At 73.6% G+C, this 16,933-nt stretch carries 16 protein-coding genes; 5 read left to right on the top strand and 11 right to left on the bottom strand.

The window, feature by feature from the left end; genetic code table 11:
* Window positions 1-59: 59 nt before the first annotated feature.
* Both DZG00_RS04120 and DZG00_RS04115 read right to left on the bottom strand, forming a co-directional pair.
* Window positions 60-764 (bottom strand): response regulator transcription factor, encoded by a 705-nt coding sequence (locus tag DZG00_RS04120; protein ID WP_119383300.1) that lies wholly within the window; start codon window positions 762-764, stop codon window positions 60-62.
* Window positions 765-861: 97 nt separating this feature from the next.
* The gene (locus tag DZG00_RS04115) at window positions 862-2,109 is read right to left on the bottom strand and encodes a class I SAM-dependent RNA methyltransferase (protein WP_119455404.1); all 1,248 of its coding nucleotides are present in this window, start codon (window positions 2,107-2,109) and stop codon (window positions 862-864) included.
* Between the two features lie 235 nt (window positions 2,110-2,344).
* Here DZG00_RS04115 and DZG00_RS04110 point away from each other — a divergent pair, with 235 nt between their 5' ends.
* Window positions 2,345-3,016, top strand: a complete 672-nt coding sequence (locus DZG00_RS04110; RefSeq protein ID WP_119455403.1) for a Maf family protein — start codon at window positions 2,345-2,347, stop codon at window positions 3,014-3,016.
* A 56-nt stretch (window positions 3,017-3,072) separates the two neighbouring features.
* On the opposite strand, the gene DZG00_RS04105 is transcribed toward DZG00_RS04110, so the two are convergent.
* Complete coding sequence (locus DZG00_RS04105; protein WP_119381689.1) at window positions 3,073-3,600, bottom strand: hypothetical protein; 528 nt, start codon at window positions 3,598-3,600, stop codon at window positions 3,073-3,075.
* A gap of 122 nt (window positions 3,601-3,722) precedes the next feature.
* Here DZG00_RS04105 and DZG00_RS04100 point away from each other — a divergent pair, with 122 nt between their 5' ends.
* On the top strand, window positions 3,723-5,492 hold the full coding sequence (locus DZG00_RS04100) for an acetyl/propionyl/methylcrotonyl-CoA carboxylase subunit alpha (RefSeq protein ID WP_119381690.1): 1,770 nt from the start codon (window positions 3,723-3,725) through the stop codon (window positions 5,490-5,492).
* Between the two features lie 70 nt (window positions 5,493-5,562).
* Here the strand turns inward: DZG00_RS04100 and DZG00_RS04095 are convergent, their stop codons facing one another.
* Window positions 5,563-7,002 (bottom strand): NAD(P)H-quinone dehydrogenase, encoded by a 1,440-nt coding sequence (locus tag DZG00_RS04095; protein ID WP_119381691.1) that lies wholly within the window; start codon window positions 7,000-7,002, stop codon window positions 5,563-5,565.
* Between the two features lie 90 nt (window positions 7,003-7,092).
* Between DZG00_RS04095 and DZG00_RS04090 the strand changes: the two genes are divergently transcribed.
* Together DZG00_RS04090 and DZG00_RS04085 are read left to right on the top strand one after the other, a co-directional pair.
* Complete coding sequence (locus DZG00_RS04090) at window positions 7,093-7,920, top strand: purine-nucleoside phosphorylase (protein ID WP_119381692.1); 828 nt, start codon at window positions 7,093-7,095, stop codon at window positions 7,918-7,920.
* Complete coding sequence (locus DZG00_RS04085) at window positions 7,917-9,620, top strand: phospho-sugar mutase (RefSeq protein WP_119381693.1); 1,704 nt, start codon at window positions 7,917-7,919, stop codon at window positions 9,618-9,620. The genes DZG00_RS04090 and DZG00_RS04085 overlap by 4 nt, the downstream gene beginning before the upstream one ends.
* A 30-nt stretch (window positions 9,621-9,650) precedes the next feature.
* Here the strand turns inward: DZG00_RS04085 and DZG00_RS04080 are convergent, their stop codons facing one another.
* From DZG00_RS04080 to DZG00_RS04070, 3 genes are all read right to left on the bottom strand, one after another.
* A complete protein-coding gene (locus DZG00_RS04080; protein WP_119381694.1) occupies window positions 9,651-9,923 on the bottom strand; it encodes a PTS sugar transporter subunit IIB in 273 nt (90 codons plus the stop codon).
* Complete coding sequence (locus DZG00_RS04075; protein WP_119381695.1) at window positions 9,920-10,369, bottom strand: PTS sugar transporter subunit IIA; 450 nt, start codon at window positions 10,367-10,369, stop codon at window positions 9,920-9,922. Before DZG00_RS04075 ends, DZG00_RS04080 begins: the two co-directional genes overlap by 4 nt.
* Window positions 10,370-10,434: 65 nt before the next feature.
* Window positions 10,435-11,553: an adenosine deaminase gene (locus DZG00_RS04070; protein ID WP_119381696.1), complete on the bottom strand. Its 1,119-nt coding sequence runs from the start codon at window positions 11,551-11,553 to the stop codon at window positions 10,435-10,437.
* Window positions 11,554-11,655: 102 nt separating this feature from the next.
* On the opposite strand from DZG00_RS04070, the gene uriH reads away from it, so the two are divergent.
* Window positions 11,656-12,591, top strand: a complete 936-nt coding sequence (uriH, locus tag DZG00_RS04065; protein WP_119381697.1) for a uridine-preferring nucleoside hydrolase UriH — start codon at window positions 11,656-11,658, stop codon at window positions 12,589-12,591.
* A 60-nt stretch (window positions 12,592-12,651) separates the two neighbouring features.
* Here the strand turns inward: uriH and DZG00_RS04060 are convergent, their stop codons facing one another.
* The 4 genes from DZG00_RS04060 to DZG00_RS04045 form a co-directional block, all read right to left on the bottom strand.
* Complete coding sequence (locus tag DZG00_RS04060) at window positions 12,652-13,950, bottom strand: thymidine phosphorylase (RefSeq protein WP_119455402.1); 1,299 nt, start codon at window positions 13,948-13,950, stop codon at window positions 12,652-12,654.
* On the bottom strand, window positions 13,947-14,378 hold the full coding sequence (locus tag DZG00_RS04055) for a cytidine deaminase (protein ID WP_119381753.1): 432 nt from the start codon (window positions 14,376-14,378) through the stop codon (window positions 13,947-13,949). Before DZG00_RS04055 ends, DZG00_RS04060 begins: the two co-directional genes overlap by 4 nt.
* Entirely contained in the window at window positions 14,375-15,682 is a 1,308-nt protein-coding gene (locus DZG00_RS04050) for an ABC transporter permease (RefSeq protein WP_119381752.1), read from the bottom strand. The genes DZG00_RS04055 and DZG00_RS04050 overlap by 4 nt, the downstream gene beginning before the upstream one ends.
* The coding region (locus tag DZG00_RS04045; RefSeq protein WP_199689791.1) for an ABC transporter permease at window positions 15,679-16,933 on the bottom strand (1,255 nt) is incomplete at its 5' end. The genes DZG00_RS04050 and DZG00_RS04045, both read right to left, overlap by 4 nt.

Below are 16,933 nucleotides of genomic sequence, written 5' to 3'. Positions count from 1 at the left end.
GTGCGCCGGCGAGGGCGCGCGTCGCGGGGGCCGCGGGGTGCGGCGCGCTGGCCGGAGGCCTAGCGGGCATCGCCGCCGTCCTGGTCCAGTCCCGGGAGGATGCCGTCCTCGACGGCGCGGCGCAGGAGGTCGACCTTCGTGGGGGCGGGACGGCCGACCTCGACGTACTTCACGCGGATCCGGTCGAGGTACTCGCGCGCCGTGCTGTTCGCGATCCCGAGCTGCTGCGCCACCAGCTTGAGCGGCAGGCCGGACGCGTACAGGTGGAGCACGTCGCGCTCGCGCCGGCCGAGCTGGGCCTTCGCGAAGTCGCGGTCCGCGTCGATGGCGGTCGCCCACTCGAGGTTGTTGAGCACGTCGCCGCGCGCGACCGTGGCGACGGCGGCCATCACGGTCTGCGTGGCCGACGACTTCGGGATGACGCCGGCGGCCCCCGCGGCGAGCGCCTCGCGGACGCTCGCGACGCGGTCGGCGATGCTGTGGACGAGGACCGCGGCCCCCGTGCCCTGCGCGGCCTTCACGTTGTCGGTGACGGACGAGCCGTCGCCCAGCGACAGGTCGAGGACCACCACGTCGCACTCGCGGCCGACGAGGCCCTCGACGAGCTCGCGGGCGTTCGCGGCCGCGAGGATGAACTCGTACCCGGCGTCGAGGCACGCGGCCTTGAGGCCGAGGCGCACCGACTCGTGGTCGTCGACCACGGCGACGCGGACGGGCGGGCGGCGCTCGGCCGCCTGGTCGGATCCCTGCGTGGTCTCGGTCATCCGGATCCCCCTCGTCGCGACGCCGTCGATGTCCCGACGGTCCCCTCGCCCACTGTATCGCCCGGTCCGGCCCCGCCCTCGGCGGCGGATGCCCCGATCAGGAGGCGGCGGGCACCAGCACGGCCACGCTCTCGACATGGTGCGTGTGCGGGAAGAGGTCGAACGAGCGCACCGAGCGGAGCTCGTAGCCGCGCTCGGCGAACAGCGCCACGTCGCGGGCCAGCGCGACGGGGTCGCACGCGACGTACACGACCTGCGCCGGGTGCAGCGCGGCGAGCGCGTCGACGACGGGCTTCTTCGCGCCCGCGCGCGGCGGGTCCAGCACGACGGTCGCGCCCTGGAGGCGACGCCGCTCGGCGGGGCTCGCGTCGCGCGCCAGCTGCTGGAGGTAGCGGTCCACGCGCGAGGTGAGGGACGCGGCGCCCACCCACTCCGCGAGGTTGTCGCCCGCGAACTCGGTGGCGACCTCGTCGCTCTCCACGCTCGTGATCCGCACGGTGTCGCCGAAGCGGTCGCCGACGGCCGCGGCGAGGAGCCCGACCCCGCCGTAGAGGTCGAGGTTGGCGGCGCGCGGATCGAAGAGGGCCTCGTCGATGGAGGACTGGACGGCGTCGTAGAGCGTCTCCGCGGCGCGGCGGTGCACCTGCCAGAAGCCGCCGGCCTCCAGCTTGAACTCGCGGTCGCGGACGCGCTCGGTGATGGTGTCGCGGCGCTGCGGCTTGCCGTCGATGAGGAGCATGCGCACGTGGCCGTCGGACGGGGCGACCAGGTCGATCCCCTCGACGCCCGGGAAGCGCTGGCCGAAGGGCGCGGCGCCGTTGACGCCCGCGGTGGCGAGCGGCAGCGACTCGACGGGGATCACGCGGTGCGAGCGCGACGCGTACGGGCCGACCGTGCCGTCGTCGTCGACGTGCAGGCTGACTCGCGTGCGCCAACCGAGGCCGTCGGACTCGTCGTCGCCGGGGAGCGCCTGGACCTGGACCTCGCGGTCGACGTGCGCCATGCGGGAGAGCGAGTCGACGACGACCTGCCGCTTCAGCTCGCGCTGGTGGGCGAGGCGGATGTGGCCGAGCTCGGCGCCGCCGACCCGGTCCTCCGGGTCGCGGTCGACGGAGGCCTCGGCCCACACGTGCGGGCGGCGGTGCGGCGACGCGTCGAGCACCTCGACCGTGTCGGCGCGCCAGAACGACTTCTTGGAGTCCTCCGTGATGCGCGCGCGCACCCGCTCGCCGGGGATCGCGTCCGAGACGAAGATCACCCGCCCGTCGTGCCTGGCGACGGAGACTCCCCCGTGCGCCATGTTGGTCACGTCCACCTCGACCTCGCGGCCCACCTGCTCACCCATGCGGCAACCCTGACACACGCGGAGGCGGCACGATCACACGAGCGACGACGGACGGCAACCCTGACACACGCGGAGGCGGCACGATCACACGAGCGACGACGGACGGCAACCCCGACACACGCGGAGGCGGCACGATCACACGAGCGACGACGGACGGCGACCCCGACACACGCGGAGGCGCGCTCGGGACGCGAGGGACGCGCGGCAGCCCGGACGCGCGTGCCACCATGTCGGCGTGACCACGCGCCTCCACCTCGCCTCCACCTCCCCCGCCCGCCTCGCCCTGCTGCGCTCCGCCGGCATCGAGCCCGTCGTGCTGCCCTCCGACGTCGACGAGCCGGCAGCGGTCGCCGCCGCCGAGGCCAGGCAGGGGCCGCTCGGCCCCGCCGACATGGTGCAGCTGCTCGCGCGCGCCAAGGCCGAGGCGGTCGTGGGCCAGCTCGTCGCCGGCGCGCCGATCACGGGCCTCGTGCTGGGCGGGGACTCGGCGTTCGAGATCGACGGCGTCGTGCACGGCAAGCCCCACACGGTCGAGCGGGCCACCGAGCGGTGGCGGGCGCAGCGCGGCCGGGAGGGGCGGCTGCACTCGGGGCACTGGCTGATCGAGGTGGCGGACGGCCGCATCGTGCGCGGCATAGGCCGCGCGGCCGTCGCGGACGTCCGCTTCCACGCCGACATCACCGACGAGGAGATCGACGCCTACGTCGCGACGGGCGAGCCGCTGCTCGTCGCCGGGTCGTTCACCATCGACAGCCTGGGCGCGGCGTTCATCGAGCGGATCCAGGGCGACCCCAGCACGGTCGTCGGCCTGTCGCTGCCCACCCTCCGCGGGCTCGTCCGGGAGCTCGGCACGGAGTGGACGGACCTCTGGAACCGCCAGGGCGCAGTCGAGGCGCGCCTGCTCTGAGCGGGGCGGGCGGGCGGTCGGGCCGTCGGGCCGTCGGGCCGTCGGGCGGTCGGGCGTCACCCCATCCCGAGGACCTCGATGCGGTCGGCGAGGTACGCCGCGAGCGGCCGGGTCTCGTGGGCGTTCGGTCCCCACTGCACGCGGAGCTCGCGTCCGCGCAAGGACAGGGGCCCGGATCCGGCGGCGAGCGAGTCCGCGTCGAGCGCGACCGGCTCCCAGTCGTAGTCGACCGCGTCGCCCTCCTCGAACGCGCGGACGGCCTGGCGCCTCGCCTCCTTGCGCGCCTCCACGCCGGAGTCGAGGCCCTGGGAGCGCGTCGGCTCCACGGCTCGCGTGATGCTGCCGGTGCGGCGGAGGGATCCGTCGGCGGAGAGCAGGAGGACGCCGAGTCGCCAGGCCCGCCCGACCGGCACCATGGCGGGCTGCCGCTTGATGGGACCGAAGGACCGCTTGGCGCGCACCTCGGCGAGCGCCTCGTCCGGCGCGCGACGCTCCTGCAGCTCGGCGACGGTGGCCCGCAGGAGCTCCCGGAGGTCGGCCGCGGCGGCGCGCGCGTCGTCGTCCCCGGTGCCCGCTGCGGTCATGCGTCGATCATGCCAGGGGCGCGGCGGGACCGGACGCTTGTGGGCGCGCGTACCCGGCGGCCCCGCATGTTTGTGCGGACCCTCCGAAGGCGGGCGCATCCCAGACCCTAGGCTGGGGTCTCATGACGCGTGTGAACAAGGTCCTCATCGCCAACCGGGGCGAGATCGCCGTCCGCATCATCCGGGCGGCGAGGGATGCGGGGATCGGATCGGTCGCCGTCTACGCCGACCAGGACCGCGACGCGATGCACGTCACGCTCGCCGACGAGGCGTACGCCCTCGACGGGCAGACGAGCGCCGACACCTACCTCGTCATCGCGAAGCTGCTCTCCATAGCCCGCCGCTCCGGCGCCGACGCCGTGCACCCGGGCTACGGCTTCCTCGCCGAGAACGCCGACTTCGCCCAGCAGGTCATCGACGCCGGGCTCGTCTGGATCGGCCCGTCGCCCAGCGCCATCCAGCAGCTCGGCGACAAGACCACCGCCCGCCACGTGGCCGAGCGCGTGGGCGCGCCGCTCGCGCCCGGCACGCTCAACCCCGTCTCCGGGGCCGACGAGGTCCTCGACTTCGTCGACGTCCACGGGCTCCCCGTCGCCATCAAGGCGGCGTTCGGCGGCGGCGGCCGCGGCCTCAAGGTCGCCCGCACGCGCGAGGAGGTGCCGGAGCTGTTCGAGTCCGCCACCCGCGAGGCCGTCGCGGCGTTCGGCCGCGGCGAGTGCTTCGTCGAGAAGTACCTCGACCGCCCGCGCCACGTCGAGACGCAGTGCCTCGCCGACAGCGCCGGCAACGTCGTGGTGATCTCCACCCGCGACTGCTCGCTCCAGCGCCGCCACCAGAAGCTCGTGGAGGAGGCGCCCGCGCCGTTCCTCACCGACGACCAGAACGCGCAGCTCTACGCCGCGTCGAAGGCGATCCTCCGCGAGGTCGGCTACGTCGGCGCCGGCACGTGCGAGTTCCTCGTCGCGCAGGACGGCACCATCTCCTTCCTCGAGGTCAACACGCGCCTCCAGGTCGAGCACCCGGTCTCCGAGGAGGTAACGGGCATCGACCTCGTGCGCGAGCAGTTCCGCATCGCAGCGGGCGGCCTCATCGACTACGACGACCCGGCGCCGCGCGGCCACTCGTTCGAGTTCCGCATCAACGGCGAGGACCCGGGCCGCGGCTTCTTCCCCGCGCCCGGCCCCGTGCACGTGTTCCAGGCGCCCGGCGGCCCCGGGGTCCGCGTGGACTCCGGCGTCCGCGCCGGCGACGTGATCTCCGGCGCGTTCGACTCGCTGCTCGCGAAGCTCATCGTCACGGGATCCAGCCGCGAGGACGCCCTCGAGCGCTCGCGCCGCGCCCTCGACGAGTTCGAGGTGCAGGGCCTGCCCACCGTGCTGCCCTTCCACCGCGCGATCGTGCGCGACGCGGCCTTCGCCCCGGCGGACGGCGCGCCCTTCTCCGTCTACACGCGCTGGATCGAGACGGACTTCGACAACACGATCGAGCCGTGGTCCGGCGCCCTCGAGGACGCCGTCGAGGCGCCCGCCCGGCACACGGTCGTGGTCGAGGTCGGCGGCAAGCGCATCGAGGTGAGCCTCCCCGAGGACCTCGCGCCCGCCGCGGGTGCGTCCTCGTCCCGCCGGGCCGCGGCGGCGCCGGCCCGCCGGAAGCAGTCCGGCTCCGTCGACACCTCGGGCGGCGGATCCGTCACCTCGCCCATGCAGGCCACCGTCGTGAAGCTCGCGGTCGAGGAGGGCCAGCAGGTCGTCAAGGGCGACCTGCTCGTCGTCCTCGAGGCGATGAAGATGGAGCAGCCGCTCACGGCGCACACGGCGGGCACCGTCTCGGGCATCTCCGCCGAGGTCGGCCAGACCGTCCCGTCGGGGCACCGCCTGCTCGACATCGTCTGACCCGCGCGCCGCACGTCACGACGGCCGGTCCCCGCGGGGGCCGGCCGTCGTCGCGTGCGGAGCGGGTGCGTCAGAGGACGATGTGCATGGCGCGCGCCGCGTCGGAGATGCTCCCCGACAGCGACGGGTACACCGTGAAGGCGCGTGCGACGTCGTCGACCGTGAGCCGGTGCTCGACCGCGAGCGCGAGCGGGAAGATCAGCTCGCTCGCTTTGGGCGCCACGATGACGCCGCCGATCACCGTGCCCGAGCCGGTGCGCGCGAACAGCTTCACGAAGCCGTCCTTCACGTTCTGCATCTTCGCGCGGGGGTTGGACGCGAGCGGCAGCTTGTAGATGTCGCCCTGCGCGAGCCCCTCCTCGATCTGCTTCTGCGACCAGCCGACCGTGGCGATCTCGGGCTGCGTGAAGATGTTCGAGGTCACGTTGCGCAGCTCGGTGGGGCTCACCGCGTCGCCCATCGCGTGGTAGACCGCCGTGCGGCCCTGCATGGACGCGACGGAGGCGAGCGGGAGGAACGTCGTGCAGTCGCCTGCCGCGTAGACGCTCGGCACCGAGGTGCGCGCGACGCGGTTGACGCGGATGTGGCCGGAGTCGCTCAGCTGCACACCCGCCTCCTCCAGGCCGATCCCGGCGGTGTTCGGCACGGATCCGACCGCCATGAGGCAGTGGCTGCCCTCCACGACGCGGCCGTCGCTGAGCGTCGCGACCACACCGTCGCCCTGCCGCACGACCGACTCGGCGCGGGACTTCGACAGCACGGTCATGCCGTTGCGCGTGAAGACGTCCTCGATCACGCGGGCGGCGTCGGCGTCCTCGCCGGGCAGCACCTGGTCGCGGGAGGAGATGAGCGTGACCTTCGCGCCGAGCGCCGTGTACGCGGAGGCGAACTCCGCGCCCGTGACGCCGGATCCGACGACGATGAGGTGCTCGGGCACGCTGTCCATCGTGTAGAGCTGGGTCCAGGTGAGGATCCGCTCGCCGTCGGGCTTCGCGGTCGGGAGGATGCGCGGGCTCGCGCCCGTGGAGATGACCGTGGTGTCGGAGTCGATCTCGTCGAAGTCGGTGCCGCCGCCGCCCCGGCCGGTGGAGACGATGATGCGGTTGGGCCCGTCGAGCCGGCCCTCGCCCTGCACGATGCGGACGCCCGCGCGGATGAGGCTCGACTTCATGTCCTCGGACTGCTGGCGCGCGAGCCGCAGGAGGCGGTCGTTGACGGCCTGCAGGTTGACGGCGACCTCGGGGCGGACGGGACGGCGGCTCTGCTCGCCGCGGGAGAAGAACTGGACGCCGAGGTCGGCGGCCTCGCCGAGCGCGTTGGTGGCCTCGGCGGTGGCGATGAGGGTCTTCGAGGGGACGACGTCGGTCATCACGGCCGAGCCGCCGACGCCCACGCGCTCCACCAGCGTGACCTCCGCGCCGAGCTGCGCTCCGGCGATGGCGGCCTCGTATCCGCCCGGGCCCCCACCGAGGACGGCGATCCGCTGGTTGGCCTCGAAATCGTATCCCATGCGCACATCATCCCGCAGGCCCGCGGCCCGCGCGAACCCGCCCGTCGTGGCGGCCCGGGCCGCCCGCGCCCGCGCATTTAGGATCGGGGCATGACCTACAGCAACCCCCTCGAGTCGCCCGACGCGGACCCCCAGGAGATCGCGCGGCAGGCGGCCCGGCAGATCGCCGAGCTCACGGGCGTCGAGCGCCACGACATCGCCCTCACGCTCGGCAGCGGATGGGGGCGCGCGGCGGATCTCATCGGCGAGACCACCGCGACCATCCCGGCCACCGAGGTCGTCGGCTTCTCGAAGCCCGCGCTCGAGGGCCACGTGGGATCGCTCCGCAGCGTGCTGCTGCCGTCCGGGCGTCGAGCGCTCGTCATCGGCGCGCGCACCCACTACTACGAGGGCCACGGCGTCCGCAGGGTCGTGCACAGCGTCCGCACCGCCGCGGCGACCGGCGCGACCACGATGATCCTCACCAACGGCGCGGGCGGCATCACGGAGCACTGGACGCCCGGCACGCCCGTCCTCATCAGCGACCACATCAACCTCACCGCGGACTCGCCGCTCGAGGGCGCGACCTTCGTCGACCTCACCGACCTCTACTCGGCGAGGCTCCGGGCGATCGCCCACGAGGTCGAGCCCGACCTCGACGAGGGCGTGTACTGCCAGTTCCGCGGGCCGCACTACGAGACGCCGGCGGAGGTGCGGATGGCGAAGGCGATCGGCGGCCACATCGTCGGCATGTCCACCGCGCTCGAGGCCATCGCGGCGCGGGAGGCGGGCATGGAGGTGCTCGGCATGTCGCTCATCACGAACCTCGCGGCCGGCATCCAGAAGACGCCGCTCAGCCACGAGGAGGTCATCGAGGCGGGTCGCGCCGCCGAGGGCCGGATCGGCGGCATGCTCGCCCGCATCGTGGGCGCCCTGTGAGCCGCGAGGAGACCGCGGCGCTCGCCGCCGCCGCGCGCGCCTGGCAGGCGCAGGACCCGGATCCCGCCACCCGCGCCGAGGTCGACGAGCTGCTCGCGCTGGTGGAGGGCACCGCACCCGGGGCCTCCGCTGCCGACCGCGAACAGGCGGCGTCGGGGATCCGCGACCGCTTCCAGACGCGCCTCCAGTTCGGGACCGCCGGGCTCCGCGGCGAGCTGGGCGCGGGACCCAACCGGATGAACCGCGTGCTCGTCTCCCAGGCCGCCGCGGGCTTCGCCGACTACCTGCGCAGCCGCAGCCCGCGCCCGAGCATCGTCATCGGCTACGACGGGCGCCACAACTCCAGGATCTTCGCGGAGGACACCGCGCGCATCATGGCGGGCGCCGGCGTCCGCACGGTCCTGCTCCCCCGGGCGCTGCCCACGCCCGTGCTCGCCTACGCGGTGAAGCACCTCGCGGTGAGCGCGGGCGTCATGGTCACGGCGTCGCACAACCCGGCGCGGGACAACGGCTACAAGGTCTACCTCGGCGACGAGGACCACGGCGCGCAGATCGTCAGCCCGGCCGACCGCGACATCGCCGCGTTCATCCACAAGGCCGCGGGCGAGCGCACCGTGCAGCAGCTGCCGGTGGCGGACGACTTCGAGATCGCGCCCGAGTCCCTCATCGACTCCTACGTGCGGGAGACCGCCGACCTGTTCGCGGCCCCGCTCGCCCCGCTCACCTGGGTCTACACGCCGCTGCACGGCGTCGGGTGGGAGACCGCGGCGCGCGTGTTCGACGCGGTGGGCGTGGACGCGCCCGTCATCGTCGCCGCGCAGGCGGATCCCGACCCCGACTTCCCGACCGTCGACTTCCCGAACCCCGAGGAGCCGGGCGCGCTCGACCTCGCGTTCGAGGCGGCCGTGCAGTCCGACGCCGAGCTCATCATCGCCAACGACCCCGACGCCGACCGGCTCGCGGTCGCCATCGCGGACGAGCACGGAGCGTGGCGACGGCTCTCCGGCAACGAGGTCGGCATGCTGCTCGGCCTCGGCATCGCCGAGCGCTACGCGGCCGACGGCAACACGGGCACGTTCGCCTCCTCGCTCGTCTCCTCCCCCGCGCTCGAGGTCGTCGCGCGCGAGCTGGGCTTCGGCTACCGCGAGACCCTCACGGGCTTCAAGTGGATCAGCCGCGTGCCCGACCTGATCTACGGCTACGAGGAGGCCCTCGGCTACCTCGTCGCGCCGTGGATCACGAGCGACAAGGACGGGATCTCCGCGGCCGTCGCCGTGCTGCACGGCGTGATGCTGCTGAAGTCGCGCGGGCAGACCATCGACGACTACGACCGCGAGTTCGCCGAGCGGTTCGGCTCCTTCGCGAGCGACCAGATCTCGGTGCGCGTCACCGACCTCGCCGTGATCCCGCGCATCATGGCGAAGCTCCGGCAGTCGCCCCCGACGTCGATCGGGTCCCGCCGGGTCGAGCGCATGGACGACCTCGCCGAGGGGACGGCCGACCTGCCGCCGAGCGACGTGCTGCGGTTCCACCTGGGCGACGGCGCGCGACTCATCGTGCGGCCGAGCGGCACGGAGCCGAAGATCAAGGTCTACCTCGACGCGCAGAGCACCGAGGGCACCGTGGCCGAGCGCCGGGATGCGGCGCGCGCCATCGTGGCCGACCTCGCGCAGGCCGTGCCGCTGCTGCTCGAGGTCTGACCCGCGCCGGTCGCCCGGGCGGCCGGCCGCTCAGCCGAGCGCGGCGTCGAGCTTCGCCGAGATCTCCTCGAGGTCGAAGTAGTTCTCGATCACGACGACGTCGGCGTACGTGGGCCCGATGCGGTCCACGAGCTCCGGCGAGGTGAGGATGACCTGCGCGTCCTCGCCGATGGCGGCGACGCTGGCGAGGTCGGCCGCCGTGACGTCCGCCTCGATGCCGAGGCGCGCGAGCGCCCGCTCGGCGTTGACCTTGAGGATGCCGGACGTGCCGATCCCCACGCCGCAGATGGCGACGACCTTCATGCGCTCTCCTCGCCGGCCATGATGCGCCGGACCTCGTCGACGGTGGTGGCGGCGCGCAGCCGCGGGATCGCGGTGGCGTCGTTGAAGATGTTGGCCATGTCGGCGACCGAGGACACGTGCCGGTCGACCGTGGTGACCGCGAGCCCGACGAGCACGTCGACGGGATCGTTGTGCGCGTGCCCGAAGGCCACCGGCTCCGTGAGCGTCACGACAGCGAGGCCGTCCGCGAGCGTCTCGGGGCCCGGCCGCGCGTGCGCGAGCGCGAGCCCCGGGGCGATGACCACGTACGCGCCGAACTCCTCGACCACCCGGATCATGGCGCCCGCGTAGTCCGCGGTGGCCGCCCCCGACCGCACGAGCGCGTCGCCGACGAGGCGCACGGCGGCGCGCCAGTCGGCGGCCTCGGCGCCGAGGGTGACGGCGTCGTCCGGGAGCGGTGGGAGCACGGGGCGACCTCTCTGTCGGGGCGGGCGGACGGGTCGAGCGGGACGGGAGGCCGGGCGGGGCCGCGCTACAGGCGGGCGAACCCGTCGGAGACGATGTCGGCGAGCGCCTCGCGCTCCTCCAGCGGCAGGAAGGCCGCGGCGGCCGCGTTGAGCTGGAAGGCCTCGTGGTCGTCGAGGTCGTAGGCGAACGCGTCCGTGAGGAGGGCCAGCTCCCGGCTGATCGTGGTGCCGCTCATCAGGCGGTTGTCGGGGTTCACCGTGACGGCGAAGCCGAGCTGGTACAGCAGGTCGAAGGGGTGGTCGGTCATCGCGTCGCCCCACGCCTCGATGGCGCCGGTCTGCAGGTTCGACGACGGGCTGAGCTCCAGCGGGATGCCGCGGTCCTTGATCCACTGGGCGAGCGTTCCGAGGGTGACGAAGACGTCCTCGCCCTCCTCGCTGTCGATCTCGATGTCCTCGGCGATGCGCACGCCGTGGCCGAGGCGCAGGGCCCGGCCGTCGAGCAGCGCGCCGCGGATGGACTCGAGGCCGTCGGCCTCGCCCGCGTGGATCGTGCGGGGCATCCACTCGCGCGCCAGGAGGTCGAACGCGCCCTGCATGCGGGACGGCGGGAACCCGGCCTCGGGCCCGGCGATGTCGAAGCCGACGACGCCGCGGTAGCGGTGGCGGATGGTGAGCTCCGCGATCTCGGTGCCGCGGTCGAGGTGGCGCATGGCGCTGACGAGCTGGCCGACGCGGATGGATCCGCCCGCCTCCTCGACGCCGCGCACGGCGTCCTCGATGCCCGACTGCACGGCCTCCACGGCCGCGTCGAGCGAGAGGCCCTGCGCGAGGTGCTGCTCGGGGGCCCAGCGGATCTCGCCGTAGACGACGCCGTCGTCCGCGAGGTCCTCGACGAACTCGCGGGCGACGCGCGCGAGGTGCTCCTCGGTCTGCATGACGGCGATGGTGACGTCGAAGGTCTTCAGGTAGTCGACGAGCGATCCCGAGTCGGCGCTGGTGCGGAACCACTCACCGAGCGACGCGGCGTCCCGCGCGGGCAGCTCGAGCCCGATCTCGTCGGCGATCTCGACGATGGTGCCGGGGCGGAGGCCCCCGTCGAGGTGGTCGTGGAGGGAGACCTTGGGGAGGTCGCGGTACGACCCTCCGCCGGGCAGCGTGGAGTCCTCGGGAGCGAGTGTCATGGGTCGAATCTACTAGCCTCGACGCGGCCCACGCGGAGGTCGTCGGCACACGAACGATCGGTGCGCGAGGCGAAAGCGGGCCGCGACCGAGCCGGAGGACCCATGCCCACCAAGATCCTGATCGACTGCGACCCCGGGCACGACGACGCCCTCGCCCTGATGCTCGCGCACGGCAGCCCCGAGGTCGAGCTCGTCGGGATCACGACCGTCGCGGGCAACCAGACGCTCGAGAAGGTGACGCGGAACGCGCTCGCGGTCGCGACCGTCGCGGGGATCCACGGCGTGCCCGTCGCCGCCGGCTGCGCGCGCCCGCTCGTGCGGCCCGTGATGACGGCGCCCGAGATCCACGGCGAGACCGGGCTCGACGGGCCCGAGCTGCCGGACCCGACCGTCGCGCTCGACCCGCGGCACGCGGTGGACCTCATCATCGAGACCGTCATGGCGCATGCGCCCGGCGAGATCACGCTGGTGCCGCTCGGCGCGCTCACCAACATCGCCCTCGCCGTGCGCCGGGAGCCGCGCATCGTCGAGCGCGTGAAGGAGGTCGTGCTGATGGGCGGCGGGTACCACGCGGGCAACCGCACGGCGGTGGCGGAGTTCAACATCGCGGTGGACCCCGAGGCCGCGCACATCGTGTTCGGCGAGGCGTGGCCCGTGACCATGGTGGGGCTCGACCTCACGTACCAGGCGACCGCAACGCCCGAGGTGATGGCGCGGATCGCCGCCCTCGGGACGCCTGCCGCGCGCTTCGTGGTCGACTCGATGGAGTCGTACGGCCGGGCCTACCACGACCGCCAGGACTTCCCGAGCCCGCCCGTGCACGACCCGTGCGCCGTCGCGCGCGTGATCGACCCGCGCCTGGTCTCGGTGCGACGCGCGCCCGTCTCCGTCGAGCTGACCGGCACGCACACGACCGGCATGACCGTGACGGACCTCCGCCGTCCGGCGCCCGCGGACTGCAACACGCAGGTCGCCGTGGACCTCGACCACGCCGGGTTCTGGGACGTGGTGGTCGACGCGCTCGAGCGCATCGGCTGACGCGATCCGCGGCGGTGACGCGCCGGCCGCCGTCCACGCGGGACGGCGGCCGGCGGCGGGTCACCCCTCGGCGGTGATGCGCTCCCGCACGAGCGGGCCGCGGGCGACGTGCTCCTCCGCGTCGCCGACGCGGTAGGCGCCCTCGAGCGACGCGAGCGCCCGCTCGAACCGCCCCGGCTCGTCCGTGGAGAGCGTGAACAGCGGGTCGCCGCGGCGCACCCGGTCACCCGGCTTCGCGTGCAGGTCGACGCCCGCGGCATGCTGCACGGCGTCGCCCTGGCGCGCGCGTCCGGCGCCGAGGCGCCAGGCGGCGATGCCGAACGGGAGGGCGTCCTGCTGCACGAGCACGCCGTCGCGCTCGGCCGTGACGACGTGCGTCTCGCGCGCGACGGGCATCGCCGCGTCCGGATCCCCGCCCTGCGCGCGCACGGTGGCGCGCCACGAGTCCATGGCCCGGCCGTCGCGGAGGGCGACATCGACGTCGGCGTCCGGGATCCCGACCGCGGCGAGCATCTCCCGCGCGAGCGCGAGCGTGAGCTCCACGACGTCGGCCGGGCCGCCGCCCGCGAGCACCTCGACGGACTCGCGGACCTCGTTGGCGTTGCCGATGGCGAGTCCCAGCGGCACGTCCATGTCGGTGAGGAGCGCGGTGGTCCGCACCCCGGCGTCGGTGCCGAGCTCGACCATGGTGCGGGCGAGCTCGCGCGACCGGTCGATGTCGGTCATGAAGGCGCCGCCGCCGAACTTCACGTCGAGCACGAGCGCGCCCGTGCCCTCCGCGATCTTCTTGCTCATGATGCTGGACGCGATGAGCGGGATCGCCTCGACCGTGCCCGTGGTGTCGCGCAGCGCGTAGAGGCGCTTGTCGGCGGGGGCGAGGCCGCTGCCGGCCGCGCAGATCACGCCGCCGTGCTCCTTCATCTGCTGCACCATCTCCTCCGTGGAGAGGTCGGCGCGCCAGCCGGGGATCGACTCGAGCTTGTCGAGCGTGCCGCCCGTGTGGCCGAGGCCGCGGCCCGAGAGCTGCGGCACGGCGACGCCGTAGGACGCGACGAGCGGCATCAGCGGCAGGGTGATCTTGTCGCCCACGCCGCCCGTGGAGTGCTTGTCGACCGTGGGCTTGCCCAGCCCCGAGAAGTCGAGCGTCTCGCCGCTCGCGATCATGGCGAGCGTGAGGTCGCGGATCTCGGTGCGGTCCATGCCTCGGAGGAGGATCGCCATCGCGAGCGCGGCCATCTGCTCGTCCGCCACGTAGCGGTCGGTGTAGGCGGCGACGAGCCAGTCGATCTCCGGCGTCGAGAGCCGGCCGCCGTCGCGCTTGGTGCGGATCAGGTCGACGACGTCGTACGCGGCGCTCACGACCGGTCCCCGTACGCGTTCAGCGTGCTCGGCCCGAAGGCGTCGGGCAGCACCTCGTCGATGGTGCGGATCCCCGACACGGTCTCCAGGAGCATGCCCGGCACCGCGTGCTCGAACAGCAGCTGCCGGCAGCGCCCGCACGGCATGAGGATGTTGCCGTCGCCGTCCACGCACGTGAAGGCGACGAGCTGGCCGCCGCCCGTGAGGTGCAGCACCGAGACGAGCGCGCACTCGGCGCACAGGGTGAGGCCGTACGACGCGTTCTCGACGTTGCAGCCGGTGATGACGCGGCCGTCCGTCGCGATGGCCGCGACGCCGACCGGGAAGCGCGAGTAGGGGACGTACGCGCGCTCCATCGCGCCGTGCGCCGCCTCGCGCAGCGATCCCCAGTCGATGCCGCCTGACCCGACGGGCTCCACGGCGCTCACGACTTCACGTAGGGCTTGCCGGCGGCGGCAGGTCCGCGCACCTGCCCCACCAGTCCGGCGACCGCGGCGATGGTCACGACGTACGGCAGCATCAGCATGAACTCGCTCGGCACGGGCGACCCGATGACGCCGAGGACGTTCTGCAGGTTGCTCGCGAAGCCGAACAGGAGGGCCGCGAGCGTGGCGCGCAGCGGATCCCACCGGCCGAAGATGACCGCGGCCAGCGCGATGAACCCGGCGCCCGCCGTCATCTCCTTGTTGAACGCGCCCACGGAGCCGAGCGTGAAGAACGCGCCGCCGAGCCCGGCGATCGCGCCCGCGAGGGACACGTTCCAGAACCGGGTGGCGGACACCTTGATGCCCACGGTGTCGGCGGCCTGCGGGTGCTCGCCCACGGCGCGGAGCCGGAGGCCCCAGCGGGTGTGGAACAGGCAGTACCAGACGAGGAACACGGCCACGTACATGACGTAGACGATGATCGTCTGCCGGAAGAGCACAGGGCCGATGATCGGGATCTGGCCGAGGATCGGGATGTCGATCCGGTCGAAGCGCGGCGGCGAGTTGAGCCGCGCCGCGTCCGCGGACAGGACCTGCGAGAACAGGAAGCTCGTGAGGCCCGTCACGAGCACGTTGAGGACGACGCCGACGATGACCTGGTCGACCAGGTACTTGATCGAGAACGCCGCGAGCACGAACGAGACGAGCATGCCCGCGACCATCGCGGACGCGAGGCCGATCAGCGGCTGCCCGGTGATGGAGGCCACCACCGCGGACACGAACGCGCCCGCCAGCAGCTGGCCCTCGATCGCGACGTTGACGACGCCGACGCGCTCCGAGAGCACGCCGCCCAGCGCGCCGAAGATGAGCGGCACCGAGAGGGCGACCGTGCCGACGAGGAGGCCGGGCACCGGGATGGTCTCGCCGGCCGACGCCCAGGTCAGGAACGCGACGAGGAACAGGACCGCGAACACGGCCGTGAACCACAGCGGCACCTTCGACGAGCGGCGCACCAGCACGAAGGAGACCACCGTGAGCGCGGCGAGGACCACGGTGACGACGACTCCCGTGGCTGCCGTCGGAAGCACGAGCGGCGCGAGCTGGATGAGGTCCGTGCTGGTGGACAGGCCGAACGTGCTGGATCCCTCGCGGCCGAGGAGCACGAACAGGACCAGCGAGATCACGGTGAAGATCCCGAAGGCGGCGGGGGCCTTCCAGCTCCTCGCGACGGCGCGCTCGAGCTCGACGGCGGCCGCGGGGTCGTGCGGCGCCGGGGACGGCGCGGCGGTGGATGTGGTCGCGGTCATGAGCTGAGCGCCGCCTTCCGGATCCGGGTGGTGCGACGCGCCTGGCCCGGCGCGGGGAGGCGGAAGACCGCCCGCACGAGCGGGGGCGCCGCGATGAACAGGACGATGAGCGACTGGACGACCACGACGATGTCGATGGGCACGCCCTCGGCCGCCTGCATCGAGAACCCGCCGGCCTTGAACGCGCCGAACAGGATCCCCGCGACGAAGACGCCCCACGGCCGGCTGCGGCCGAGCAGCGCCACCGTGATGGCGTCGAAGCCGATGCCGGCGTCGATCCCCGAGCTGAAGCCCGTGGTGACCGTGCCGAGCACCTGGCTCGCCCCCGCGAGGCCCGCGAGCCCGCCGGAGATGAGCATGGCGTAGAGGTAGGAGCTCTTGACGTCGATGCCCGCGACCCTGGCGGCGCTCGGGTTCTCGCCGACCGCCCGGAAGCGGAAGCCGAGGCCGGAGCGGTTGAGGAGGTACCAGACGATCACCGTCGCGACGACGACCACGAGGAAGCCCGCGTGCAGCGAGTACCCGTCGCCGAGGAGCGCCGGGAAGACCGCGCTGTCCTGCATCGCCGGCGTCTTCGGGTTGTTCGAGCCGGGCGCCTGCAGCAGGCCGGGGGTCCGCAGCAGGTAGGAGATGAGGTAGAACGCGACGTAGTTGAGCATGATCGTGACGATCACCTCGTGCGCGCCGGTGCGTGCCTTGAGGAGGCCGACGATCCCGCCCCAGACCGCGCCGCCGACGATGCCCGCGCCGACCGCGAGCACGAGGTGCACGACGGGCGGCATGTCGAAGCTGAAGCCGACCCAGCCGGCGCACGCCGCCGCGATGAGCATCTGGCCGCGCGCGCCGATGTTGAACAGGCCCACGCGGAACGCGAGCGCGACACCGAGGCCGGCCGCGATCAGCGGGGTCGCGAAGGTGAGCGTCTCGGTGAGCGGCTTGATGCCGTTCGCGAAGCCGGGGCGGCGGAAGTTGTAGACGGATCCCTGGAAGAGCGCGGAGTAGGCGCCGGACGCCGCGTCCCAGCCCGCGCGGAGCGTGTCGAGCGGGCGGCTGAAGAAGTAGCCGGCCGCCTTCTGCGTCTCCTCGTCGGTGACGGCGATGAGCAGCGCGCCCACCACGAGCGACAGCACGACCGCGAGCACGGACAGCAGCGCGCTGCCCGAGGCGATCTCGCGGAGGACCTGCCCGGCGCGGGATCCGCCGTCGCCGTCCGCGGCCGCCACGGCGGGGACGCCCGCGGGCGCCTCGGAG

The organism is Clavibacter lycopersici, assembly GCF_003576405.1.
GTDB lineage: Bacteria > Actinomycetota > Actinomycetes > Actinomycetales > Microbacteriaceae > Clavibacter > Clavibacter lycopersici.
Note: the sequence above shows the minus strand (reverse complement) of the source record. Positions and strands in the feature narration are given on the sequence as shown.